The sequence below is a fragment of the Paenibacillus glycanilyticus genome (genome assembly GCF_030161375.1).
In the GTDB taxonomy this organism is placed as follows: domain Bacteria; phylum Bacillota; class Bacilli; order Paenibacillales; family Paenibacillaceae; genus Pristimantibacillus; species Pristimantibacillus glycanilyticus_B.
In genome coordinates this window covers 55962-81479 of the sequence record NZ_BSSQ01000019.1, presented here as the reverse complement: position 1 = coordinate 81479, position 25518 = coordinate 55962, and the positions used below count along the sequence as shown (strand labels likewise).

At 43.6% G+C, this 25518-nt stretch carries 29 protein-coding genes; 4 read left to right on the top strand and 25 right to left on the bottom strand.

Going from position 1 to position 25518, the window contains the following annotated elements:
- Positions 1-145 precede the first annotated feature (145 nt).
- On the top strand, positions 146-922 hold the full coding sequence (locus tag QQK89_RS24295) for a helix-turn-helix domain-containing protein (protein WP_284241295.1): 777 nt from the start codon (positions 146-148) through the stop codon (positions 920-922).
- Here the strand turns inward: QQK89_RS24295 and map are convergent.
- The 5 genes from map to QQK89_RS24270 form a co-directional block, all read right to left on the bottom strand.
- The gene (map, locus tag QQK89_RS24290; RefSeq protein ID WP_284241294.1) at positions 903-1649 is read right to left on the bottom strand and encodes a type I methionyl aminopeptidase; all 747 of its coding nucleotides are present in this window, start codon (positions 1647-1649) and stop codon (positions 903-905) included. The two genes, QQK89_RS24295 and map, sit on opposite strands and share 20 nt — an antisense overlap.
- 46 nt (positions 1650-1695) lie before the next feature.
- On the bottom strand, positions 1696-2151 hold the full coding sequence (locus tag QQK89_RS24285; RefSeq protein WP_284241293.1) for an 8-oxo-dGTP diphosphatase: 456 nt from the start codon (positions 2149-2151) through the stop codon (positions 1696-1698).
- 200 nt (positions 2152-2351) lie between these two features.
- Positions 2352-2657, bottom strand: coding sequence for a zinc ribbon domain-containing protein (locus tag QQK89_RS24280; protein ID WP_284241292.1), 306 nt, complete (start codon positions 2655-2657; stop codon positions 2352-2354).
- Between the two features lie 100 nt (positions 2658-2757).
- Entirely contained in the window at positions 2758-3192 is a 435-nt protein-coding gene (locus QQK89_RS24275) for a hypothetical protein (RefSeq protein ID WP_284241291.1), read from the bottom strand.
- 40 nt (positions 3193-3232) lie between these two features.
- Positions 3233-3931, bottom strand: coding sequence for a CTP synthase C-terminal region-related (seleno)protein (locus QQK89_RS24270; RefSeq protein WP_284241290.1), 699 nt, complete (start codon positions 3929-3931; stop codon positions 3233-3235).
- Between the two features lie 205 nt (positions 3932-4136).
- On the opposite strand from QQK89_RS24270, the gene QQK89_RS24265 reads away from it, so the two are divergent.
- Positions 4137-4574, top strand: a complete 438-nt coding sequence (locus QQK89_RS24265) for a hypothetical protein (RefSeq protein WP_284241289.1) — start codon at positions 4137-4139, stop codon at positions 4572-4574.
- Positions 4575-4917: 343 nt separating this feature from the next.
- On the opposite strand, the gene QQK89_RS24260 is transcribed toward QQK89_RS24265, so the two are convergent.
- The 8 genes from QQK89_RS24260 to QQK89_RS24225 all read right to left on the bottom strand — a co-directional run bounded on the left by QQK89_RS24260 (position 4918) and on the right by QQK89_RS24225 (position 11073).
- Positions 4918-6117 carry a hypothetical protein gene (locus tag QQK89_RS24260; RefSeq protein WP_284241288.1) on the bottom strand — a complete coding sequence of 400 codons (1200 nt, stop codon included), beginning with the start codon at positions 6115-6117 and terminating at the stop codon, positions 4918-4920.
- Between the two features lie 10 nt (positions 6118-6127).
- Positions 6128-6424 (bottom strand): hypothetical protein, encoded by a 297-nt coding sequence (locus QQK89_RS24255; RefSeq protein WP_284241287.1) that lies wholly within the window; start codon positions 6422-6424, stop codon positions 6128-6130.
- 265 nt (positions 6425-6689) lie between these two features.
- Positions 6690-8855 (bottom strand): penicillin-binding protein, encoded by a 2166-nt coding sequence (locus tag QQK89_RS24250; RefSeq protein WP_284241286.1) that lies wholly within the window; start codon positions 8853-8855, stop codon positions 6690-6692.
- A gap of 217 nt (positions 8856-9072) precedes the next feature.
- Positions 9073-9567 carry an AAA family ATPase gene (locus QQK89_RS24245; RefSeq protein ID WP_284241285.1) on the bottom strand — a complete coding sequence of 165 codons (495 nt, stop codon included), beginning with the start codon at positions 9565-9567 and terminating at the stop codon, positions 9073-9075.
- 26 nt (positions 9568-9593) lie between these two features.
- A complete protein-coding gene (locus QQK89_RS24240; RefSeq protein WP_284241284.1) occupies positions 9594-9893 on the bottom strand; it encodes a hypothetical protein in 300 nt (99 codons plus the stop codon).
- Between the two features lie 14 nt (positions 9894-9907).
- The gene (locus QQK89_RS24235) at positions 9908-10363 is read right to left on the bottom strand and encodes a ribosomal-processing cysteine protease Prp (RefSeq protein ID WP_284241283.1); all 456 of its coding nucleotides are present in this window, start codon (positions 10361-10363) and stop codon (positions 9908-9910) included.
- Positions 10326-10874 (bottom strand): DNA topology modulation protein FlaR, encoded by a 549-nt coding sequence (locus QQK89_RS24230; protein ID WP_284241282.1) that lies wholly within the window; start codon positions 10872-10874, stop codon positions 10326-10328. The genes QQK89_RS24235 and QQK89_RS24230 overlap by 38 nt, the downstream gene beginning before the upstream one ends.
- Positions 10875-10887: 13 nt before the next feature.
- Positions 10888-11073: a hypothetical protein gene (locus tag QQK89_RS24225; RefSeq protein WP_284241281.1), complete on the bottom strand. Its 186-nt coding sequence runs from the start codon at positions 11071-11073 to the stop codon at positions 10888-10890.
- Positions 11074-11206: 133 nt separating this feature from the next.
- Here QQK89_RS24225 and QQK89_RS24220 point away from each other — a divergent pair, with 133 nt between their 5' ends.
- Positions 11207-12064 (top strand): RCC1 domain-containing protein, encoded by an 858-nt coding sequence (locus QQK89_RS24220; RefSeq protein ID WP_284241280.1) that lies wholly within the window; start codon positions 11207-11209, stop codon positions 12062-12064.
- 131 nt (positions 12065-12195) lie between these two features.
- Here the strand turns inward: QQK89_RS24220 and QQK89_RS24215 are convergent, their stop codons facing one another.
- The 5 genes from QQK89_RS24215 to QQK89_RS24195 form a co-directional block, all read right to left on the bottom strand.
- Positions 12196-13173, bottom strand: a complete 978-nt coding sequence (locus tag QQK89_RS24215; RefSeq protein WP_284241279.1) for a copper amine oxidase N-terminal domain-containing protein — start codon at positions 13171-13173, stop codon at positions 12196-12198.
- Positions 13174-13312: 139 nt separating this feature from the next.
- Positions 13313-14461 carry a galactonate dehydratase gene (dgoD, locus tag QQK89_RS24210; protein WP_284241564.1) on the bottom strand — a complete coding sequence of 383 codons (1149 nt, stop codon included), beginning with the start codon at positions 14459-14461 and terminating at the stop codon, positions 13313-13315.
- Positions 14462-14590: 129 nt separating this feature from the next.
- Positions 14591-16003, bottom strand: a complete 1413-nt coding sequence (locus QQK89_RS24205; RefSeq protein WP_284241278.1) for a YfcC family protein — start codon at positions 16001-16003, stop codon at positions 14591-14593.
- Positions 16004-16007: 4 nt separating this feature from the next.
- On the bottom strand, positions 16008-17207 hold the full coding sequence (locus tag QQK89_RS24200) for a M20 family metallopeptidase (protein WP_284241277.1): 1200 nt from the start codon (positions 17205-17207) through the stop codon (positions 16008-16010).
- Positions 17208-17416: 209 nt separating this feature from the next.
- On the bottom strand, positions 17417-18301 hold the full coding sequence (locus tag QQK89_RS24195; RefSeq protein WP_284241276.1) for a LysR family transcriptional regulator: 885 nt from the start codon (positions 18299-18301) through the stop codon (positions 17417-17419).
- A 716-nt stretch (positions 18302-19017) separates the two neighbouring features.
- Between QQK89_RS24195 and QQK89_RS24190 the strand changes: the two genes are divergently transcribed.
- The gene (locus QQK89_RS24190) at positions 19018-20445 is read left to right on the top strand and encodes a catalase (protein WP_434481756.1); all 1428 of its coding nucleotides are present in this window, start codon (positions 19018-19020) and stop codon (positions 20443-20445) included.
- Positions 20446-20640: 195 nt separating this feature from the next.
- On the opposite strand, the gene QQK89_RS29680 is transcribed toward QQK89_RS24190, so the two are convergent.
- The 7 genes from QQK89_RS29680 to QQK89_RS24160 form a co-directional block, all read right to left on the bottom strand.
- Positions 20641-20796 (bottom strand): VOC family protein, encoded by a 156-nt coding sequence (locus tag QQK89_RS29680; RefSeq protein WP_349816744.1) that lies wholly within the window; start codon positions 20794-20796, stop codon positions 20641-20643.
- Positions 20797-20871: 75 nt separating this feature from the next.
- Positions 20872-21420, bottom strand: coding sequence for a GNAT family N-acetyltransferase (locus tag QQK89_RS24185; RefSeq protein WP_284241275.1), 549 nt, complete (start codon positions 21418-21420; stop codon positions 20872-20874).
- A gap of 46 nt (positions 21421-21466) precedes the next feature.
- Positions 21467-22456: a phosphotransferase enzyme family protein gene (locus QQK89_RS24180; RefSeq protein ID WP_284241274.1), complete on the bottom strand. Its 990-nt coding sequence runs from the start codon at positions 22454-22456 to the stop codon at positions 21467-21469.
- 31 nt (positions 22457-22487) lie between these two features.
- Positions 22488-23030, bottom strand: coding sequence for a DUF402 domain-containing protein (locus QQK89_RS24175; protein ID WP_284241273.1), 543 nt, complete (start codon positions 23028-23030; stop codon positions 22488-22490).
- Between the two features lie 140 nt (positions 23031-23170).
- The gene (locus QQK89_RS24170) at positions 23171-24139 is read right to left on the bottom strand and encodes a phosphotransferase enzyme family protein (protein WP_284241272.1); all 969 of its coding nucleotides are present in this window, start codon (positions 24137-24139) and stop codon (positions 23171-23173) included.
- Positions 24140-24213: 74 nt separating this feature from the next.
- Complete coding sequence (locus QQK89_RS24165) at positions 24214-24813, bottom strand: hypothetical protein (RefSeq protein ID WP_284241271.1); 600 nt, start codon at positions 24811-24813, stop codon at positions 24214-24216.
- Positions 24814-24822: 9 nt separating this feature from the next.
- Complete coding sequence (locus tag QQK89_RS24160) at positions 24823-25458, bottom strand: hypothetical protein (protein ID WP_284241270.1); 636 nt, start codon at positions 25456-25458, stop codon at positions 24823-24825.
- Positions 25459-25518 lie beyond the last annotated feature (60 nt).

The following is a 25518-nucleotide window of genomic DNA, read 5'->3' as shown; positions in this document are numbered from 1 at the left end:
GGGCTTTTGAAAGGTCGACGTATATTCCATCACCCACATGTACATTTCAACGATTCTGAAAGCCTCATTGATCCTGCCGGCCATTTACCTGAACGAGCATTTTTGCTAGTATTTATTAAGAAATACCGTAAAGGACGGAGTAATTATGTTTGATCTCTTAAGTGTAAATTTCGATGACCGTATAACGGGCTGGCGTACCCAAAGCGAAGTGCTGCGCTATCATGTTCTTGTTCTCGTTACCGATGGGAAAGTGAAATATACCATTAATAGTCAAGAGGTCATTGCCGAGCGGGGAGATTTCTTGTATATTCCGCAGTCCACATTGCGCAGCGGAGATACCATTCCCGGCATCTCCCATCAGAAATATACGGTTCTGATTACGCTGAAGCCGGGGATCAACTTGAATATTCCTTTCCTTCACCAAGGAGAATTCATTCGATTCCGGCTTTCCAACTTCAATTATTTTCAGCACAAATTCATGAAGCTGTTTGAAGAAATGAGAGAAGGCCGCAGCTATGCCTCCTTGATTTGTACAAGTCTGACACAAGAGCTAATCGGCCTCCTCGCAAGAGAATTAGAAAAGCCGGAGGTGACTCCGGCCAAGATGCATTATGCACAGCAGGTGAAGCAGTATTTGCTCGAACATTATCGTGATCCCGTAGAGATTGACCAGCTTGGGAAGCTGATCCATCGCTCGCCGAATTATACGACGGCTTTATTCAAGGAGGTATTTGGTCAATCTCCAGTTCGCTACCTGCATCACCTACGCATGCAAGAAGCCTGCCGTCTACTCCTCCATTCCGACATGACGGTAGCGGAGATTGCCCTCTATCTGGGGTATTACGATTCATCTTCCTTTTTCCGCATGTTCCGCAAATCGATCGGGATGTCCCCATCCGAATTTATACGGCCGTCACGATAATGGGCTGATCTTTCGTGATGATTATCGTGTGTTCATGTTGCGCTACAAAGCTCTTGTCGGGTACCGTTAACGTCCATCCATCCGGTTGCTCAACAACAAATCGTGCGCCAGTGGATAAGAAAGGTTCGATGGTAATGACCATCCCCTCTTTCAATACCCGTTTATCGTGTTTGTTATAGATTGGCAGAATCTCTGTTGGAGCTTCATGCAGCGCTTTCCCTATACCGTGGCTGCACAGATTTTGAATGACCTGATAGCCGCCTTTTTGAGCTTCGCTTTGAATCATCCTGCCAACTTCGTTCAATTTAACTCCGTGCTTAAGCGATACGATGACTTTCATCATTGTATCGTGCGTGTATTGACACAGGCGTATGAGAGTTGAATGAGATGGAGATACCACGAAAGAATGACCTGCGTCAGCGTAATAACCACCTAGTTCTGCCGACACGTCGATATTCACCAAATCGCCTGGTTGAATGATTCGATCACCCGGTATTCCGTGGGCAACTTCGTGATTAACGCTTATACAAGCGATACCGGGGAAATTGTACGTTGACTTCGGAGCAGGCACGGCTCCATATTTTTTCAGGATTTGTCCCCCGATATTGTCCAATTCTTTCGTCGTTATACCGGCACGGGTCTGGCTCTTCATTTCTTTTATCGTCAACCCAACGACTCTTCCAATTTTCTTCAGCCCGTCAATATCCTTTTGTGATCCTATTGTCATAAGAAGCACCTCCGATTTTTAATTTATTTTATTAAAGCTAACACCATCATAACCATTTCATTTGACTTTCTTGTGCTTTGTTCCACACCCCATAACCTTCCGAGTATTTCTTGTCTAGAAACATCGGGAGACGTTCCCTCATCCCATCTGACAGTTGAAGTGACGGCAATTCACTTTTATTCACCCAAAATACGCTGCCTTCGTCGGTTTGCTCTACTAGTTCTCCGCTATATACTTCTGTTCTATAGTTAAAGACAAAATACTTCTCGCCTGTTTCGTCGTTATACCAATGAATAATGCCGCATGGTTCCAAATTAGAAACGATTAACCCTGTTTCCTCCCTAATTTCTCGAATGGCAGAGTCGATTAAACTTTCTCCATCCTCCACATGGCCTCCTGGAAAAGCAATGCCTTTCCAAGACTTCACTCGTTCTTGAACTAATACTTCGTTCGTTTCTTTATTGTATACCATACACATATTGGTTAATGTAACTTTGGACACCGAATACTTCCCCTCTCGCCGGTACATGTCTCATAATCTTCTCGTCATTTTCCTCTTCAACTAGATTATTGAATGAAAGTCCATGCGATTGCAAGATGCTACTTTGTATTGAATTCCTTGTGCTTGTTCTCCCCTTGAATAAACATAAAGAGGTAAGGGGTCATCCCCCTTACCTCTGCCTAGGCGCACATCTTCTAAATTTAGCCGAACAAAACATCAAGAATAGATCCCAATTTTCCAACCTTGTGGCCTTCCAGGACATTTGGGTCATAGATTTCCACAGAGCCGCAGTTCATGCAAGAGACAAACAAATAGTGGTTGTGCTGGATATCGAGCAGTTTACTCAAGCCTGCACCAGTCATTGCGATTTCCTTCACCGTGCAATCCGTCCCGTTACATTTGCCGCATTTGAAATGATCTTCGATTACTTCAATAATATTGGCTTCCTCCGTCAATTTGCCGTCGCTATTTACATGCGGATCTGACGAGAAATCCTCTTCCGTCACCTCATAAAGTCTATTCCTGCAGTTTGGACACCTGCCTTTTACAATTTCCACCTCATTGTTGCACCACGGGCATTCCACTTCAGGTTCACTCCTTCTGAGATTAATGGGCTGGTTCTTTTAGTTCTTTTAGAACGAACAGGGCAACGTTTACCACAATCCATGTAAGTGTGTAGAGGAATAAACCTGCTAAGATGATTAAACCAGATACCGGATTAGGATCATCCGCCGGATTATTTAACGGATATAGGGCCACAAATATTTGAATGTATAGCCAGTAATAAGGAATCCAAGCTACAGATAATAACAAGTTTGTTTTTGTCAAAGGTAGAAGTTTCGCTCTCAGCATAAGCACAAATGCCACAATTAATAGAACAATGCCTGCGAGACAAACAGCGGTGTTAACCTTATCTAATACAGCTATTTCAATCCCTGTAATACGATTAATTCTATAACTATTTCCTAACAGTTCACTCATGATGAATGGCAATAACGCAAATATTGCGCTCACCGCATTAAATTTTATGAAATAACGCATTATCCTTCCCTCCTAGCAACTTCTCCGCTGCCAATCTACCTTATTCAGCAGTCGTTGCTTGAAGAAAGGCTTTAATCAATGGATGTACGATTTGCTTGAAGGCTGATCGTTCAGGCTGGAACAAAGTTCCGATAAAGAAAGGATGACCATTCAGCTCCATGATCCGTGTTTCGCCGTTTTCATCTACTCCAACGATACTCAGTCCTGCCTCTTCTAATAGAGAAGCAAATTCCGGGTTCAAACCATAGTTGCATATCCCATACTGTTCCGTTACCTCGTCAGTGCCATAGATAGCTGCAACCTTAGAGCTCAAATGGAGTCTGAAGGTATGTGTTTTTTCGCTCACGGAACAGGTAAGAGGAGCAACCAACATCACAGAAGCAGAAGGATTATCCTCCCCATGCTCCGCTTCCGAGAGTCCCACAACATTTCTGGCAAATTCAATAATCATGTGTTGAAAGCCGCCGCATGTTCCTAAGAACGGAATCCGATTCTCACGGGCAAAACGGATCCCGTTGATGGCCCCTTGCATGCTGGCGTATGGACTTGCAGGAACTGTCCACAGCGCTTGATAATTAGCCAACCTCCGCTCACAATCGTTGTCTAACGAAGGAGTAGCAATCCATTCAACGTTAGTTTGAAGTCCAAGTTCATTTGCCGCTAACTCAATCGCAAGGGGAATGGCAACATGCGCTTTAACCTCTGGATCATAATCTCCGATTAACCCAATACGAATCATTTTGTCTGCCACCTCTCCATTATGGGACAACTTAGAAAACCAATAAAAAGGTATTCTATTCCAATTGCAGGTTTGTTGTCAATCGGAAATTAGTGATGGTCTGCTTTCCTATTCGTGAAATTTGGAATGATGATCCAGTACCTCAATTTACGGATCTTTGCTATCCTATGGAGATTAGTTCTAATAACATCGGGGGCACAAATGGATGGACAAACCTGTCATTAATCTATCCTTAGAGTACATAGATACTCCAGATGATTTTCATCGGACGATTACGATTTTCGGTGATGATCAAATAATAGTAGATGCAAGAGACATCTCTGAACAAATGGATTTTCGCCTATCTGCAACAACCATTAGAATTGTATTGGAGAGCATGAAAAATAAAAACAAGAAGAATAGACTTCTTGTTTGTCTGATGACTGTTGTATTTACGATTATTGATTTACTAACTGCTGGTTCAAGCGGAATATTATCTTCCTTCGTTCATTCCATGAGTAATTATGAATTGAATCTTAAGACAACGGGAAATGAAGCCAACATCTCTATCCAATTTGATTCTTCCTATTTTCAAGAACCATTCATTATCAAGAATTCCGACCACGTTAAAGTCATCTCTTGGAGAAAAAAGCGCAAGTTGTAATTCTCACTGACGAATTAATCAAACAACTTTCGAAGTTGTTTAATCCACCTTGGTTCATAAGCCTCACTTATTGGCAACCCTGTATAGCTTCTATAATACGGGTCCATTTGCCATTGCTTCATAAGTCCTTCGGGAACTTCGTATTGGATTATAGGTGAACTGGGATCGTTCCTATAGTAGTAATGTTTGCAATGAACACAGAATAAAATCACCGAGTCCTTTGAGGAATAAGCGTACACATTCAGCTCGTTGTTACAATCCTTGCAACTTATTATCCGTTTGCGGTTTAACCAATTAATGAGTTTTTGCGCAGGCAGTTAGACCACTCCCTGTTCGGCATGAACTATAGATACGTGAGCCATGATGGACCTAACCCATATAAGCCATCAATTACATCAATAAAATGTTTCTCTGCTGTATCGTAAGCTGCTGCAATATTTGCAAGTTGATGATTCACGTCCATTTGTCGAATTAATTGATAAGGCCTTCTATCAGGAGTTGCAGGCAACTCAAATTCATGTTTCCATAACGGCCCTTCAATGCTGCCTACACTCAAGACATTTGCATCGAAACTGCCTCGAGCAAAAGTTATCTTCACCAAATAATTGTTCTTCGTAATCTTCGAAATGGTATACATGCCGCCATTACTATACTTCGTATTGTAAGTGAATCCTCGTTTCTTGAATTCGCCAGTAATTGCCTTTTTTACAGATAAAGGTTCGGTCGCAACTTCGTCAATAACAATATGATTTAGCTGATAAGGGTAGTCAACACCGACTAAGCATCCCTCTTCGTAGAATGAACGGATAATTTTTTCACACGTAATCATTTTCTCGTAATTTTCTGCAGCTTCTTCTTTGTTAGATGGAGCTGCAAATACCCGTTCATGATAAATCTCTCCAATAGACTCAAGCAATTGTCGTTCCGCAACATTAAGTTCCAGCTGCGGAATACCGTCCGCCAGATCACCGAGTTCTACAATTGCATCCATAAAGTTATTTCTTCCGGATATCCACCAATCACTCTGTAAACGAATACAAGGCGAAGGATAATCACTATACCCCGTTACCTTAGGAGAAAAAAGATTAGGAAAGTGAAGACGCCCCTTCACAGTATAAGGTACTGGGTCTATCCTTAAAGATTCGGGAATGCGAGTCAACAGAGGAAGACGATCAAAAATTATCGTAAGGTCGTTGAGTGAATACCTGCGTGGGACTCCACGTACGACTTCAATAGCATCATCAATTGTAATAGAGTCCGTGAACCCGTCAGGATTTGATCCGTCCCATCCTACAGGCAAATTCGAAAGTCTTTGTTCACTGCCTTGTAGTGTATCGACCGTATGTAGATAGGGAGTAAGCTTTGGAAAGTGTTTTAAGACACGATTAATACCGGATACACCATACACAGAATCGTTCGCGAAAAATTTTATAGTAAGAAGTTCAGTGTCCAAATTGACGAATGCTTGTTTTACTCGTTCAGCAATCACAAGAGGAGTATCGTTCTTTGCTAAACGATAATTGATTTTCTTATACAATTTCATGGTACTCTCCTTATTTCAACTTAATCGACACATCTCCATTAATCGTATGAAACGTTAGGGTTTCTTCCGTCATCCATTCCACATTTTGTAGTCCCAACGCCTCTTCAGCAGTGAATTGCGATTGAGACGGACGATATTGTGATATTAGATGATTTTCATGCCCTTTTATTTCTTTCATGAATAATCCTTCTTTTTTGAAGAAGGTATAAAAATAGTTGGTCTCTCCTAGAGTAGCTTCCCGATGTTCAATATAAACCGTGTTTACCTTATTTGGAGAGACAATAGACTCAATAAATTCAGTATCCATAAACGAATGCTCGAGCAAAGAAAATAATAAGCAAACCAACAAGATAAGAGACGAGGATAGGTACAACCATCTCTCTCTCTTTAAGATTGTAGTTAGAAAGATTAAACAAAAGATACCCAGAATGATGGGATAAATGATTCTCGTTGATTTTAAGAGGATTAATTGAAATCCGTTCAAATACAGACATAACACAGCAAGGTCAAGTAAAAGCAACAACAATGCGACAAATACGGCTGCGAGTCTCAAATTGTAATCACCTGCTCACTCATTCGGCATCGACTTTAACAAGTTCTTCTGTTTGCGGAGTTAAGGTCAGTTTTAATTGTCTCTCGCCGTTTGACGTCGTCTGTTTTTGGCTTGCGACATAACCTTCTCCTTCTACGGTCACTTTCACGTCTAGGACAGAAGCAATCTTCAGAGCATCACGCAGGGAGAGGCCAGTCATATTCGGAATTCCAAGTTTGTCCCGCTTTTCGGTAATCAGATATACCTTCTGACCGGGATGGACAACCGCACCAGACGTAGGAACTTGCTGAATAATGGTCTTGCCGCTGCCGACCACTTCTGCATTAAGACCACGCGTTTTCAATTGTGCTTTTGCAGCGGAAACGGTCAATTTCGCGAGCTTCGGGATGGATACGGTTACTTCGTTTCTCTTGGTTCCTGGCGTTACTTTATAAGCCGGGGTTACCCCCATATGCTTAAGACTCTTCGATACAATTTCCTTAAAAGCCGGAGCGGCAACTTTTCCCCCGCCAGCTTTCGGATCATTGGGTTCGTCTACCAAAATATATAGAACGATCTTTGGATTCTCTACCGGTGCATAACCAATAAATGAGACAACATATTTGTTTTTTGAGTAAAAACCATCCACAACCTTCTCCGCCGTTCCTGTCTTACCCGCTACCCGATAGCCTTCGATAAAAGCGTTATGACCCGTTGCATCCGGATCGGATACAACCTGCTCCAAATACTCGCCTACCTTCTTAGACGTTTCTTTGGAGATGACATTGTCCCTTATGACTTTGGGTTCGGTTTTCACCGTTGTTTGCGTGTTGGGATCATAGATTTGCTTAACAATATGCGGCTGCAAAAGCGTTCCGCCGTTCGCTACCGCTGCAACCGCGGCTACCTGCTGAAGGGCAGTTACTTGTACCTGACCTTGACCAAATGATGCACGGGCAATATCCGACGGTATGTTCAAGTTTACGTTGATAACCCCTTTGGACTCTCCGCCTAGATCAATTCCCGTCTTAACGCCAAAGCCAAACCGGTTAATATAATCGAGAAGCTTTACCCCGCCAAGTTGCTCCCAACCCAGCTTTACGAAAGCAACGTTACTGGAACGCTTAAGGCCTTCCAAGTAAGTAATCGTTCCCCAGCCAATATTGTTAATATCATTAACCGGATTGCCAGGAACATCGATTCTACCGGACTTATAGGTGGCGTTCGGATTGAAGATCCCTTCTTGAACGGCTGCCGCAAGAGTAACGATCTTGAAGGTAGAACCCGGTTCATAAGTCGACTTAACCGCATGATTATAAGCATTCTCGTAATTCGTATCCCAATACGTATTCGGATTGAAGGTAGGATAATTCGCCATCGCCAATATTTCCATCGTGTTCGGATCGGCTGCAACCGCTGTAATGCTCTTAGGCTGATATTGCTCATAGATGTTTTTAAGCGCCTTCTCCACGTAATCTTGAATATCCAGATCAATCGTTAGCGCGATATCTTGCCCGTCTTTGGCCGGCTTGTATTCCACGTTGCTTCCCGCGAGCTGGACGCGTTTGCCGTCCTTTTCATATTTAATCTCGCCGTCTTCCCCCTGCAGCTTATCGTTGTAATAAGCTTCAAGCCCTGCTTTGGCTTCCCCTTCCTTCGTGACATATCCTATTAATTGCGAAGCTTTTTCTTGACTTGGGTAGTAGCGCTTTTCATCCTCATAGAGGATAATTCCCACGTCTTTCGCATCATACTTCTTCTCTAATTGATCACGAAATTCAATAACCTGATCAGCTAGCGTTTTATCGATTCTCCAACCTTCCTCGTGAATCTCGCGTTGCTGATAGTAATCGCCATTATCTTTCTGCGCGGTGACGATCTTGGATAATTCGGACTCCGGTTTGTTCAAGATCCGATGAAGTCCTTCTACCATCTCATCAGCGATATTAAGCGAATGGATCATTTTAGGATTAACAGCCACATTGTAAGCAACGGAATCCATCGCAAGCATATTACCGTCCCTATCCGTTATAGTCCCCCTCTTGGCTAATAGCTTCTCTTCCGCTGCCCATCTCGTCTTGGCTAAGTTAAACCAGAAATCCCGATCAATGACTTGAACCCACAAGATCCTACCGAGCAGAACAAGAAATAGGAGAGTCATCATTCCGCCAATTAACAAAGCACGGCGTTTAATAAGTTTTGTCATATGAGCGTACCTCCAGTAAGTTATCTTACTGGCTCCTTTTTAATAGATAATTAGGTTGTGTTCTATCAAACTATTATCATAATTTTACCATATATGGAACATGAATGTCCTCAAATAAAAAGGGGCAGCTGGTCATGGATGACCCGCTGCCACACTTTAACTTCATGATAACCACCTTGCTTAAGGTATATCATTCCTTCAAAGATTTATTCGAAATCTAGATACCGAGCAACCTGCGTAACGTCATATAACTTTCTTGTTCGGTTTGGTGAGCAGTATCCACAACGATACGCTCCCCCTCCCAGGCCTCGTAATGTCTATTTTGAACCTGTTCCCATGTTGGCGGAATTAAATTGGGTATGTCGATGACACGCGTTTCAACCCGTTGTTTATGTTCATGCTCGTCAGAGCAAATGACTTCGATCTCTACATAAGGAATATCAATGGATTCCGCCACGTTGCGCCAAGCTTGCCGCGTTATTTCAATCGGATTCACTGTATCCGCAATTACATCCATGCCTAGACGTAGATTTTGCTTCGCCATCCCATAACAAACGATGTACCCCTCAGGACCGTTAACGCTAATCCCCGTATCTCTCATCGCTTGCTCCACGACATCCACTCTAATATAAGCAGCCCGAAGTTCTCTGGCCAAAGCTGCGGACAAGGTAGACTTCCCGGATCCCGGCAATCCGCCAAAAATATACAACATGATTTTCCCTCCTATTTGCCATATCATTAATTTTTATGATTACTTAATTTATCAACCCGATTCGTTAACTGAATGATTTCATCTCTAAGAATCAACATTTCTGTTTCTACCTCACCTACAAATTTCGAGAGCGTTATTCCAATTAAGGTTAGAATAAGTCCTACTAACGGGAATACAATCCGTTTGGCTTCAATTGACATAAACGTCTGATCCGAAGTATCTGAACGGTAGGAATGCGGCATATATTGCCATAGCCCGAACACAAATAGAATGATCCCCGCCACAATCAGTAGATACGATAGTTTTTTCGTCGCGTTGTAGTACATATGTGGCTTCCCTCCTAGAGCAAACCAAAGAATCTTTTATTTCTCTCTAACTTCACCTCTTCTATGGTAATGAATCTATTTCCGTAAGTATTTTGAATAGAATACATACCAAACCTGAGGGATTTGAGCAATAGATGAGCATCCTTACTAACTCGACCATTAATTATACATTTGGCGTAGTGTTTAGACTGCTCGATTTCGGCTTCATCTTCTGTGAATTCATTTATTGAATTAATGGTATTAATAGTCAAGACCGAGACAGAAGCGGCAATAATATCGTAGCCATATTGAGTGAATCCCGTTGTACCCTTTGCTATAAAACCATAGATATAATCTTGAGCATTCATATAAAATGTGATTACAAAAGGATCTCTTTCATCTTCATCTAATATTGATCTTTGTATTTCGATTTCTTGCTCAAAATTATATTTTCTATGAATGGTATGACTTGTTGTAGGTCGTGTATCCATTATTCTGCTCCTTGTAATAGTTGCTAATCTCATCCTTCGTACTCAACCGGATGGACTTCGCACTATAGTCATTCAAAGTGTTTAATAATTCTGGTTTGATTTGTCTCTCGAAATTAGCGTTCCAGATAAACATGTTTCTAAATATGGTTAACGTAGGTCTATAATGCGATTGTTCGATTCGCAATAGCTGTAATATAAATCTTCTAACAATCCGGTACCTTCGTACAGAATAGGCAGTATCCATAAATACGATGGCTTCCGCGCTGTTCAAACTAGGGAACATCCACTCCTTGTAATGAGCGCCTTCAACAATCCAAGTATCTGATTGGATAATGGAACGCAGCACTTGATCACGCTCTTCATCCGTTCTTCTAATATCAGCTGGTTTGCTCCTCTTCCATACCACGTTGTCTAACTCATAATGGGGAATTCCCCATTCTATTGATAGTTGCCTAGCAAACGTTGTTTTCCCGCTGCCAACGGAACCGATAATATGAATTTTTCTTGGCATCCCCTTGTTCAAGCTATTCCCAACCGTTCGTCTTATTTGGTTTGCTAAATGCGATGACAATGAATAATGCCAAGAAAGCAGTAAAGCAAATCGCTGCCAACACGAGATTCATAACATTACCGCTATCTGTTAAAAGATTGCTTCCGCATAATATCAACATAAGTATACAAGCACCTAGACCAGCTCTTAATTTAGCCATTGGAATCCCTCCTAAACGATAAATTTATATTACCACATACTGGAACTCCATTGCCTTATTTGCACAGAAATGCAATCGAAAAAAAACTATGGTTTAATAGAGTTAATTCTTATGAACAGAAGGAGCGTGCTTCATGACTGTTGTGTCCCTCCTGCCTTCCATCGCGGCAGGTTATCGCCATACGGTAGCGTTGTTCTCGGATGGCAGCGTTAAAGCCACCGGTGATAATAAATATGGACAATGCGAGGTATACGGCTGGAACGGTGTTGTTGCGGTTGCGGCAGGGAATGCCCATACGGGTAACTCTCATACCGTTGGTCTTAAAGCAGATGGCACAGTTATTGCCGTAGGTTGGAATAAGTACGAACAATGCGAGGTTGGCAATTGGAGTGATATAGTAGCAGTCGGAGCAGGATGGCGCCGAACGGTTGGTCTTCGCGCAGACGGTACAGTTGTTGCTGTTGGACGAAATAATGAAGGACAATGTAACGTTAGTGACTGGCTGAACATAGTCGCTATTACCGCAGGTGATTGGCATACCGCCGGTCTTCGCTCGGATGGTACCGTAACTGTTGCTGGCAACAATCGATATGGTCAATCCAATGTTGGCGGTTGGAGCGATATCGTGGCTATTGCGGCAGGTTATCTGCATACGGTTGGTTTGAAATCGGACGGAACCCTAGTTGCGGCAGGTCGAAATAAAGAAGAGCAATGTCATGTTGGTAATTGGACGGATATTGCGGCGATCGCAGCAGGCAGTCATCATACCGTGGGGCTTAGAGAAGATGGTACTGTAGTAGCAGTAGGCTGGAATAAATACGGTGAATGTGAGGTTAGCAAGTGGCGTAATATAGTGGCCGTTGCGGCGGGCTGCGCTTTTACCGTTGGATTGGCAGTTGACGGCACGTTAGTTGCTGCTGGTGACAACAGATTTGGGCAATGCGAAGTCCAGACTTGGACAGACATTCAATTGCCTGCATCTCGCTTGTAAAATCCATTAAAAAAGCCATGCGGAGATTTCTCCGTCATGGCTTCTTCTTTCTGTTCAATTTTCTAACTAATAAATCAATTGCAATACCCAAGATGATCCAAAAGGCTAGGTGAACTTCTTCAAAAGGCATGTCATTGCGTATCCACCTTAATGAATTCATTTCGAACTTCATTCGGAAGCGTGTTTGAGATCGTTCCGGATAATACCGGTTTTTCCCCACGATCATTTCTATATCCCAATTCTGTATATGTGCCATCGGGGTCTATACGCCCTGTGCGCACCAACACATTTCCCCAAGGTTCAATGTAGTTATAAAAAAAGGGCTTATTAATGGTTGGCGTAGGACCCGTACGGTCCTTCAGTTTATCCTGTAATAGTTGTTCAACGGCATTACCGTCGCTTTGTTCGACATGTGCTTGCCAAGTCGCTACCACAAAGTCATCCTTATATTCAAAAAAAGTAATCGTTTCATTGTTCTCAATCAGGAAACAACGCAGCGCTTCTCCTTCCGGGAACAGGTACGCCTCATTAGCGGCAGATTGAACCGTCTCTATTGGCGTGTGCTCATAATTGCGCAACCCATATGGGCCCAAACTCGCTTTCAAAATCATTCTGCTTCGCCCGAGATCCCCCGAGAGAATCTGAGCGTAATAATTCTCATTGTATTTGCCAGCATACGGAGACTGAATGGAGACGGTATGGTCCTTGTAATAAACCTTATAGCCAAGCTGTTCCGAAATAAACCGCAACGGAACATAGACGCGGTTATTAATCATCTTCACCGTTACATCCAATGGAAAATTTCCGCTCAAATCGCTAGCGGCTTTATTGTCTACCCTTACCGTCTTTTTCCCAACTGTCATTGTCGCTGTCTTTGACCATTTCGCAACGACGACGGTTTTCTGTTGCTGCTTCCACTCCACGGTTGCGCCAAGCGATTCGGAGACGGTACGAAGAGGTACCAATACCCTGCCCTGATCAATCACTGGAGCAGTGTCTGTTTTCACTAGCTTGTCTTTTACTTTGATATTGATCGTCTCTGCCGCAAGAGCCGTCGAACTACTACCAAGCATCCCAGCTATAACGCATATCGCGATTAATTTTTTCATTTGAGAGTAACTTCCTTTGTTGTGAAATTCGTACAACTTTGATTTAATCAAACTTTTGCAATTATGACTACGTCAAATATTGGTTATGTAGCTCCAAAATAAAAAGACAGCCGGTCCTTGGACCAACTGCCTTGATGTTTTACCACTCCGCGATACTGCCGTCCTTATGGCGCCATACCGGGTTTCTCCAATTATGGCCAACCTCAGCCATCTTTCTCACATGCTCTTCATTGATTTCAATACCTAGACCTGGTCCCTGCGGAATGGTCACATGTCCCTCTTTATACTCAAACACGGTTGGATCCGTCAAATAGTCGAGCAGGTCTCCGGTTTGGTTATAGTGGATGCCTAGGCTTTGCTCTTGGATAAACGCATTGTGAGCGGTTGCATCAACTTGCAGACAAGCGGCAAGCGCAATCGGACCAAGCGGGCAATGCGGCGCGAGGGCTACGTCATAAGCTTCGGCCATGGAGGCGATTTTTTTGCACTCGGTAATGCCCCCTGCATGGGATAGATCCGGTTGAATAATATCTACAACGCCGTCGCTAAGCAATTGCTTGAAGTCCCATCGCGAGAACATCCGCTCGCCCGTAGCGATCGGAATCGACGTATGTTTGGATAACTCTTTGAGCGCTTCGTTGTTCTCAGGCAGCACCGGCTCCTCTATAAACATCGGGCGGAACGGTTCCAATTCCTTTGCGAGGATTTTGGCCATTGGCTTATGTACGCGTCCGTGGAAATCAATCCCGATACCTAGCGACGGACCGCATGCATCCCGCACGGCTGCAATACGCGCAACGGCCGCATCGATTTTGTCATAGGAATCGATGTATTGAAGCTCCTCGGTACCATTCATCTTCACCGCGCTAAATCCTGCGGCTGTGATCTTGAGCGCTTCCGCGGCAACTTCGGCCGGACGGTCTCCGCCGATCCAGGCGTATACGCGCATCGTGTCGCGGCATGCGCCGCCCAGCAGTTGATACACAGGCGCATTGTAGAACTTCCCTTTTATATCCCATAAGGCTTGGTCAATTCCCGAGATCGCGCTCATCAGAATCGGACCTCCCCGGTAAAATCCCGAACGATACATCATCGACCAATGGTCTTCGATCCGCATCGGATCTTTGCCGATCAAATATTCCATCAACTCATGGACACAAGCTTTAACCGTTTCAGCACGGCCTTCCACGATAGGCTCGCCCCATCCGGTAATGCCTTCATCCGTTTCTATCTTGAGAAACAACCAGCGCGGCGGTACTTGGAACAATTCATAACTTTGGATTTTCATCATGTCCTCCTGAGTAGGTGAATGGTTTGTAGGTAACTTTTCTCAAGTAACCTATTCTTCAAAGACCGCTTGATTCCCCCTTCCATTCAAAAAAAACGCGCCATCCCTAAGAGACAGCGCGTCGTCCAGTTAATAATTAATCGCATGGGCCACTACCATTAGGACAGCGCCAATGATGATCCACATGCACATGAGCGGCAAGAAGAACTTAACCCACTTCTGATACGGAATACCGGATACTGCCAAGCTGCCCATAAGCGCCGAGGAAGTTGGCAAGATCATATTCGAGAATCCGTCGCCCAATTGGAACGCAAGAACCGTCGTCTGACGGGTTACTCCGATAATATCCGCCAGCGGAACCATGATTGGCATTGTCGTAACCGCCATTCCGGTACCTGAAGTAATGAAAATATTCATCACGTTCTGGAACAAGTACATACCGAGTACTTGTACCGGCCCCGGCAATTCCCCTACCACGGTAGATAAACCGTATACGATGGAATCAATGATATCTCCTTGGTCCAGAACAACCATAATTCCCCGTGCAAAACCGATGATCAGCGCTCCGTAAGTAATGGCTTTAGCGCCTTTGACGAACTCATTAGCGATTCGGCTTGGGCCATATCTGGCGCAAAAGCCGGTTACAATTCCCATCGTCAAGAACAAGGCCGCCAGTTCTTCCATCCACCAGTCTTTCTTGGAGACACCCCAGATGAGCGTGGCAAATCCAGCTACGATAACTACAATCGTCAAATAGTGCTGTACCTGCATACGGGGAAGGTTAGACAAATCCAGCTCCTTGTTCTCCACTTCGCGCTCGAGCTCAACGACAAGGCTTTTCTCCGGATTGGAACGAACCTTGCCGGCATAACGAACGAGATACAAGCTTGTTACCGCAATGAGGCAGACCAGCAAGATGATACGCAGCCATGCACCGGAGAACATCGGAACCTCTGCAATCGCTTGGGCCAATCCCACGTTAAACGGATTGAGTATGCCTGCCGTAAATCCGGATGCCGCGCCAAGAGAAACCATAGCCGTGCCTGTTAAGGCATCGAATCCAAGCGCCCGGGCTACCGCAATGCCAATCGGCACAAAAACCATAACCTCCGTCGACATGCCCATCGTAAATCCGGCAACCGAGAACAACGTTATGAAGATCGGAATTACCCATCTGCCTTTATTGGCAAAGTTGCGTGCAACACGGCCGGTAATCGCTTCAATCGTTCCCGTGGAAGAAATGATCTCAAATGTACCGCCAATAATAAGGATAAAGAAAACAACGTCTGCCGAGTCAACCAATCCATGCACGATCGCCTTCGGTATGCTGACGATGCTAACCGGATTGGCATCCACCTCATGGTAAGAATTTGGCACAACGAGCGTCTTGCCGGTTGCTTGATCTTCGACCCGGTCGAATTCACCAGCAGGCACGACATACGTTAAAGCTGCTGCAACAAGCACGAGAAAAATAAGAATGACGTACGTATGAGGCATCTTGAACCATTTACGGGATGATGCTGTGTTATTAAAGTTGTTCACGACCTTATCCCCCATTGTTTTGTTTCTTCCACTGTTCGAATTCTTCGCGCACTAGACGCATGGCTTCATTGTTTACGCATAGATCGTAAGCGGTCATCGCCAATGCTTTGGCGGCACAATTCAGCTCAATCATCCCTGCCTCGGAGCCTGCAAGCGCCGCGAATTCCGGCGTATGCGTTGTTGCGTCGCCCAATCGGATGTAAGGATGAATCGCGGCCGTCATTTGACTGACATTGCCAATATCCGACGAACCTACTCCGCCTTTCTGCGGCGGATCAACGACCTCGATCCCAAGCTCTTGCTCCAGGTTGTGAGCGAACAAGCCGGCGAGCGCTTTATTATTGTTGCGTTCGGCGTAGATCAGACCTTCGGCGATATCCACCGTCGCTCCAACTCCTTCTGCGGAACAACGTACGGCACGGTATACTTTTTCCCGGACAATCTCAAGTTCCGTAACCGTGGAAGCCCTCAGAATAAACACCATTTCGGTCAGCTCGGGCACTACGTTAGGCGCGTCTCCGCCTTTTGTGATGATCCCGTGAATCCGCACGTCTTCCTTCATAAACTGACGAAGAGAATTGATTGCGACGTACGCGTTCACTAACGCGTCAAGGGCGCTGATTCCTTTCTCTGGCGAAGAGGAAGCATGGGCTTGTCTGCCGTGGAAAGTGAAGGTAACGTCAACGCATGCAAGAGCGCCGCGCAGCACCATCGTTTTATTCTGAGGATGAACCATCATCGCCGCATCTACGTCGTCAAACACGCCGTCATTGCACATGATGATTTTGCCGCCACCCTCTTCCTCTGCAGGTGTTCCCAGCACGACAATTTTGCCTGGCAGCTCCGGATATGCATCCTTCAGCGCCAATGCCGCACCAACCGCTGCCGTACCGATCAGATTGTGACCGCAACCATGCCCAAGCCCCGGAAGCGCATCGTATTCCGCCAATAGCGCAATGGTAGGTCCGCCTGCTGTCCCTTCCCAAGTAGCGCGGAATGAGGTCGGCAGATTCGAAATGCCTTTCTCCACTGCAAACCCAGCTGCTTCAAGCGGCTCAGTCAACCATTGTTGAGCTTTGTGTTCATGAAAGCTTAGTTCCGGATTCGAGTGAATATTTATGGACAGCTCTCTTAGCTGGCCGTCACGGGCATCAACAGCCTGTACGATTTTGCTCTTTGCTTCTTGTTTTATTTGCATACTCATTATGATCCCGCCTGTTCCTGATTGCCGTATATTTATGCATCATTATGTATCAAATAATAAGGAATCTCGCCTTATAAGTACAATTAATTGTTTTTTGCGATGACCCTTAACTTTTTTTATGGATGGAGGCTTAACTTTTTTATGGACAAAAAGAGGGCTGTACTATACGTCAACGCTTGTTGACCTACAATACAGCCCTCTCCCGAACGTTAATGCTCGGCTTTCATAAATTCCACGAACCGCTCCACAATCGCAAGCTCGCAAGTATGCTCCCTATACAACATCCACGTGTTCCTGCGGATGGATTCCCCATTATTTAATTGAAGCTCTAATGAATACAAACCATCCTCCGGCGTGACGAACACGCCAGGTACGATCGAATAACCAAGTCCTTGCTTCACCATTTCCTTGCATGTCTCATAGGCATCCGCCTGCATAGCGATAAGCGGCGGTACATTGTAATGTTCATGCCACCAGGCTTGAATCGTTTGGCCTAATGATGTGGCAGCAGCTCGAGAACTCTTCAGTTTGGGTGCGCTATAATGAATGTAAGGTAGCTGCGGAAGCTTCTTGAAATCAATCGGTTCATGCGAAATAAGACAGATTGGTTCATCATGGAGCAAATGCTGCGCGTCTTGCCACTGATAATTACCTCGTACGATCCCCACATGGATCTCCTGCTCGGCTAACAAATCGAGAATTTCCGAACTTAGAGCACAGGTTACGTTAAATTGGATTTCCGGATATAAATCTTTAAATTTTCGCAACAAGGGCGGCAGCTTATATAATCCGTAATAACTAGCTACGCCAAGTCGCAACGTCCCCTTCACTACGCTTCTCATGTTCACGAGGTAATCCTTCATTGCATTCATCTCGTCACGCATCCGCTTGGCGAATGCGGCGAGCGCCTCGCCTTCGGGCGTCAGATAAGTGCCTTTGGCATGCTTCATAATAACGGGAACGCCAAATTCCCGCTCCATCTGTTGAATCCGGTAGGTTAAGGCAGGTTGCGTCATATACAGCTTCTCCGCTGCCTTCGTCAAGCTTTGCTCCTCCGCCACGTATTGCAGAATAATCGCGTCTTTCTCGTTCAATGCCTAACAAACTCCTTTTTTTAAGGCTACGTTAAGCCTAAAGTTGTTATTTGACGCCCAATCGATCACTTAGCTTACGTTGCACGAAATGCAGCATATTTAGGCGCTTGAGTCCACTAACTAGAGATATCCTGCACAAAATGCAGGATATAAGTAAAAAAATGCCTAATAGGGTTCCAAAGCACCTCATATGCTGCATTCCGTGCAGAATAATTTGCGCTTTGGCTTAATTAAGGGAGATATACTGCACTTCGTGCAACGTAGCAAAAACGAACGTAAGGGGAAGGCCCCGCCGCGTACTCATGTTGCACGAAATACAGCATATTGGTGCGCCAGAGCATCTAACTACCTGGCGACACAAAAAGCCCAGCTCGTGTGAACGATATACATCGCCTTCATACCAATGCGGTTTTCATATGTTCAACAATCAACATTAAAGGTTAACGTAGTCTTTTTGAATATAACAAGCATTTATAAGTTCTATCCTTTTAATTTCGCTTAGAATTCACCGGAATATTTCGCGCCTTGCCGCCAACGTTCGGCGAAGCCGGTTCACCATGCCCCGTGCTATTTCCATCTATCTTATCATGCAAAGGGCCTTCAGAGAATAAACATGATGTGGAATAGATTCATTCAGATCATGCTTTCGAAGTATGAATCACCACAAACGGTTGTTAATCAACCTTGTATGGCAATTCATTTTAGGAGGTCAAAGAATGGAAAATAATAATAATGACAATAACGCCGCCATGCCGGAAAAGGGCAAAAAAGCTGGCAACGAAACGCATCACCATGGCTTATCTCCGCAAGAATGGAGCGCAATTGACAGTCCGGCCAAGCTGCATTCGCAAACCGTTGGCGCACGTGGCCCGGTTCTCGAACAGGATAGCGTACTTCACGAGACAATGGAAACTTTTATACATAGCAAAATTCTCGAAAGACCCGTTCATGTCAAAGGCTGGGGAGCATTCGGCTATTTCGAGACCGTACATTCCATGGCCGCTTATACAAAGCTTTGTTTCTTGCAGAAGCCTGGCCACCAAGTACCGGTTACCGTTCGTTTCTCCCTTGCCGTGAGCAACAAAGGAACGCCTGATACTTCCCGCAACGTTCGCGGCTTCGCAACCAAGTTTTATACGGAGCATGGCGTTATGGACATGGTTTTCAATCATATTCCGGTCTTTCTGATCAGGGACGCCATTCGTTTCCCGGAATCCATTCGGGCGTTCAGCCCTTCACCCATTAACAATTTAATTGATCCCGAGCGATTCTGGAGTTTTATTGCCCGGGCGCCAGAAGCAACAAACTTTATCGTATGGCTGTATTCCGACGCCGGGACGGTGAAGAGTCTCCGCCATCTTCCGGGGCATAGCGTAAATACGTATGTATGGAGAAACGCGCAAGGCATTCGTACTTACGTCAAATACCACTGGATTCCTAAAGAAGGCGTTCAATTTATCGATAACAAGGAATCTGTTGAACTGAGTTGTCAGAACCCGGATTATGCAGGACAGGATCTTTACGATACGCTTGCTTGCGGCAAAACCGTCGAATACGGCTTGTACGTACAGCTCATGGATCCGGCGGATGAAGCTAGCTTGCCTTATGACCCGCTCGACGATACGAAAATATGGGATGAGGATCAATATCCTCTCATGCCTGTTGGCCGAATGGTCTTGAACCAGAATCCGGACAATTACATGGAACAAGTTGAGAAGCTCGCCTTCTCCCCTTCGAACCTGCTGGAGGGAGCCGAAATATCCGACGATAAAATGCTGCAAGGACGCGCCAATATCTATGCGGATTCCCAGCGTCACCGGATTGGACCGGACTTCCGCAAGGTTCCGATTAATCATCAGGCGGATTGGACGCCTGGCTCGATGCAAACAAGCGGTAACGGCCGATATGTGCAAGGTCATCTCGTACGTTCTGAAATTCCGAAGACGGACGATTTCTCGCAAGCCGGTGAGTACTACAACAGACTTCAGCCGCTCCAACAGGAGCATTTGGTTGAGAACCTTGCCGCTGATTTGTCTGCCGTATCGAGCGAAACGCAAGCGATTGTGCTCAGTTATTTGAATCAAGCCTCGAATGAACTGGCTGAACGCGTGGCTGGGCAAATTCATCATCAGAAGAAGAAATAAAAATAGCAGCAGTCTAGCGCTTGAAAATAAAGTCCTAGACTGCTGCTTTTCTATGATCGCCGACGAACTAACGTCTTCTAATGTTACGTTGTTGGGTAGTCACCCCAAAGCTCAATTGCATTTCCATCGGGGTCAAAAAACTTAAAAGACAAGCCTTGATAGTCTGACAACCTTCCAACCTTAATACCCTTGTCTTTAAATTAAGAATACCCGGACGCCGGACTCGGATCTCAATTCTAGACATATCGGGTCTTCAACCGCTAATTTAAAGCCCAGATGTTCGGAATACCACTTCAAAGCCTGTTGAAGATTAGTTACAGGTATGTACTGGTAACTGGTTTTTAATTGCATAGGATAAGGCCTCCAGACGAGCATCAATTGTCTTTTCTAAATTATGTAGAGACAAGAATTTGATTATCATCTAACTCAGCGCAAGCTTCCGAATTCCTCTTTCGTTAGGCCATAAATATATTCATCGTAATGTTGGCCTTTCGTAAAAACCATGTTCCTTATTCTTCCCTCTTGAACGAACCCTAAATGTTCCTGTAATGCCGCCGAAGCATCATTAAAGGCATATACATGAGCATTCACCTTGCTGTATCGCAATTCTTCAAAGTAATATCGCAGCAAGATTATTATGGCCTCGGAAGCATAGCCTTTACGCCAATGGTTGCGAAAGATTGATACCCCATATTTGAAAGTTCCATAACGAGGATTACAATTATTCGTACAAATGCTCCCGACGAGTATTCCATCGAGCGTTTCTACTGCCATGAATACATCATCACCATCTGAGGAATGAACGGATTGGCGTTCAGCCCAACCCTTGGTACCTTCTTCTGATCTTGGAAAATGTATCTCGTCACATAGCCTGGCGTTCTCCGAATCATGATCGTTGTTGTGGAACTCTTCCCAGTCAGTGACTAACACCGGACGCAACCTAATTTTTTCGCCAGCCCAAACGTAATTACTCATATTGATTCTCCTAATATTAATTTTCCTATCTACCAATTTTGGAGTTCTAGAGCTCATCGATTAACGAAATATTATTCATAATCCGCATTTTACTATCTTGCAGAAAATCGCGGGTCCATTCGTCTGGTTGACTTATATCCCAGCTCCGGTACATACCGACGACTACAATAATTTCGCGCAGTCTAAGGAAAAGCTTCAGCTGTTCCTTCCAACCCTCAGGCATTTGACGGCCATCCTCTGTATAGCCAAGCTCGAAATGTTGCATGAAAAGTTCGTATTGCATTTTACGTTCCGTCTTCGAATCTTCCCCGTATACATATAACAAGTAATAGAGCTGGATCGCAATGTCCTCGACATACCAACTATACTGGCATTCGTCGAAATCGAAGAGCGTTATTTCCCCTGTTTCCTTGACCGTGAAATTTCCTACATTGATATCTCCGTGAATCAAACCAAAATTATTAGTATTAACAGGCAGATTAGCTAATTGTTTTTTTAGTTGATCAATGGCAAGTAAAATGGGTTGAAGCTCTGGCGGTAAATAATCTTTGGCTCGTATGAGGTATTCATTACACTCCCAGGTATGTCTTTTGGCAATAGGTTTGTAAAGCTTGGACAGTTCATGTAGACGGCCGGTTACGCGTCCGCATTCTTCATAAAGCATAGAATTCCCTAGGCATTCGGGATACCCGATTTTACGCCCAGGTGCGTATTTGAAGGAGGTCGCGTAGAAATCCATAACGTTTCCTTCAATTCGTTCATAAAGCTTTCCATCAACAGAAGAAATCGGTTCTGATACGGGCAAGCCATTCTCTGACAGATAGCGTATCCATTCTATTTCAGCTATAAGTACTTCCGACGTGCGAAGAGGGCTCGGAGTGAAGCGGAGAATATATTTCACTTCATTGCGGTTATAGGAATAAATAAAGTTTTGAAAACCTCCAATGAAAGTCAGCTCATTCGGGCTGACTCCGAACCGCGCTGCGCCTTCAGCGGCATGCTCGTCCAAGAACATTGCTTTTATTTTTGGGTCCATGAGTTCTCCTTGGTATCTTATTTACAGCAACTTAAATCTCAGAGGATATTGATTTAAGATCGGTATCCCATCTCTTTATTAATTCATTACTGCCATCCGTTAAAGAAGCGTATATAAGATCTAGCTCCTTTCTAGCCAATTTATAATCGTTTATAGATATAGTTTCATTATTCAATGCTTCTAATAATTCATCTTCATCCAATACAAATATTTCTTTGTTAGGCAACACTACCACATCGAGGAATAGGTCATCAAAATAAGGTACTCCTTCTATAGTCAGGGCATTAGCCAAGGTAATATCAAAATACCATTGAACAATCTTTCCTTTTTCATTAATAACTGCCGTCATGGTATGATGGGCATTGCTCGGAAAATACTGCAACCACATAAATCCATCTGCAACAATATAAAAATCATCTTGATCAGCCAGCTTGAAAGAGATTGATTCTTTTACTTTATTAAAGACAACTAGAGTTACATGCCCCGTGAAACCCACTTCTTCAATATACATTTGCCTGTATTTTTTTTGTATTATTCCTCTCCAATGTGAAAGATCACCATATTTTCTTTTCACTATTAATTACTCCCTCATTCGTACATTTCTTAAGTCCGAAAAAAAAGCAGCTCACGTAAAACGTCGCCTGCAGTTATGCTGAATTGTGTACTATAGTACCTCGATGGTTTATCTTAATAGGAGTTTAATAAGGAAAACTTTTACACATTAAAAATATCCTCGAGATTATCCCACTCCTTACCAATCCATATCATTTCATCTATAAATCGACTCATGGCTTTGTCATCCCTAAATTTCTCAGTTACCCAACTGAATTCTTTATACCAAGTCAATTTAACTGAGCGTACGAGTTGCTCCGGGAGTAGTTCGATATGGTTTCGGTAACCCTCGATGTATGATCTTGTTGCCTCCAAATTGATTTCATTTCTTCGCATTGCTCCTGAAAGGATAGCACGAGAAATATCAAACTCCATATATACGTAATGTAATCTATCAAAATCCAAAATGTCCGCCAAGCCGTCATTATAGAACAATAAATTATCCAAATGCATGTCCCAATGCGCCCAACCTTGTACACAGCAGCTTTTTAAATTTTCAAGATCGAAACTACCAAGAATTTTTTCTTGTTCTTCAATAGCAGTAAGATACTTCTGGTTATTTGCCTGCTGAGTCTCAATATAGTTTATTCTTAGGTCTTCCAACTTCTTTTCCTTCGAAGGCAATTCCCACTGTAAGATCGGCAATCTCGGCATGTTTATCTGCATCCATTTATGCATGCGACCCGTTGCCTCACCTAGGCTATGCATCTGGTCATTATTGATCTCACCAGGTTCGACAAGTTTCCCCTTACTGACTCCGGAAATCATATATGATTCTCCGGTTGATGTTGTATGTATGCATATTCCTTTGAACTCTATAACCGGTTGGCAAGGAATCCCTTCTGAATGCATCTTGTTTTGATAGTTTAGAGCTAGCTCCACTCCGTCCAAACCACGCCTATATCGAACCTTATCATACTGCTTAACAAATATCGGTCCAATATTCGTTTCCATTATCCATTTCAAGTTAGCGTAACCTAGATTTATTGGTATAGCATTCTGAATTTTCATACCAAACTTAAGCTCTACATCCTTAATAATTTCATCTCTAACCCTTTCCGTTATGTCCATGCGCATCTCTCCATTTTCCCATGCAGTCGGTATTTTTCATCGCTTAACAATGCCCTCAATTAAAAAACAAGAGCTTAGAGAGAATCAATTATATCTATTAACTCAATAAATCTTTGCAATGCGGGATCATCACTATTTTCCAAGCTAAAAAATTCGGTGTTCCCTATTTTGGATACCGCATCAAATTCTCCGATTAAAGAATCAAGTAGAATAAAATACATATTGATGTATTGGTTTCTATCCTCTTCTTCATACTTCATGTATATTTTCAAATCAATATAATGTCCATTGCTCTCATATGTAAAATAGATATCATCATATCCTAAAACGATTTCTCCCATTTTAATTTCGATTCCATTTGAATTCATACGAGGTCTAAATGCGATAATTGTCCAATTCGTAATTGAAGGAGCAGCATTGCATAAATTTATGACATGATCAAAAGATTCGGCAATTCCATCTGCTGAAATAATTATTTCCCTGTGTTGTTCACCATTACTATGACTAATTTCAAACGTTAAATTAGTATCAATTTCTTTGAGCTTATTGTTTAATTCATCAAGAATCGATTCCTTGTTTGTTTCAAAATTATTATTAATGTACGACTCATTTTTTACGAACCACTTCCAAAAGGTTGTATAAGGTTCCTTCTTTTTAAAAAGTTGTAAAAGCACAATTCATCCTCATTTCTTCTTTTTTTGTTCGTCATTACTGTTGTACAAAGGTATCTCAATAAGTTTCCAATCCGGATGGACTGACTTTATACCGTCTTTTTCCTCTGAGCCAACTCCAACCGTCATGCTGAATCCTTCAGAATCAGTCTTCTTCTTATACTTATTGTTAATTTCAAGTTCGATAACAATTGTTCCTCTTCCGCCACCAGAGGGAGTCCATAAATCAGCTCTTCCAATTTCAATTCTTTTGTTCCATCCATGTTCAGTTTCTCCACCCGTAGTCCATACCGTTGCTAATTCTTCAGGCGTTATATCATGCGTTTCTTCAGGATAACTACTTGTAATGCTCGCAATATTCCATTGATCGGTAAGTTGGATGCCAACCCCTCCCCAATCCTTAGGATCTATGTCAATCATAGCAACTATTTGTGCGTGTTTAGGAACTCCTTCTTCTCCGCTAAGAAATACCGTTCCTCTTACCGATGTCTCAAGCCCCGTGGATTCCGAAGTCACGCTAAAGTCTTTGGATTTGATTATTTTTTGATTTATTTTAACGGAACTCCAATGATGAAGATCTTGTTTGCACCCGCTACTGATAGATATTAGGAGAACTATGATGAGAACCAACATTAACCTATCTTTCATACTGGAACACCAACTTTGCAATATTTATATTCCAGAGTGCGTGCAAGATGAAATTTATCT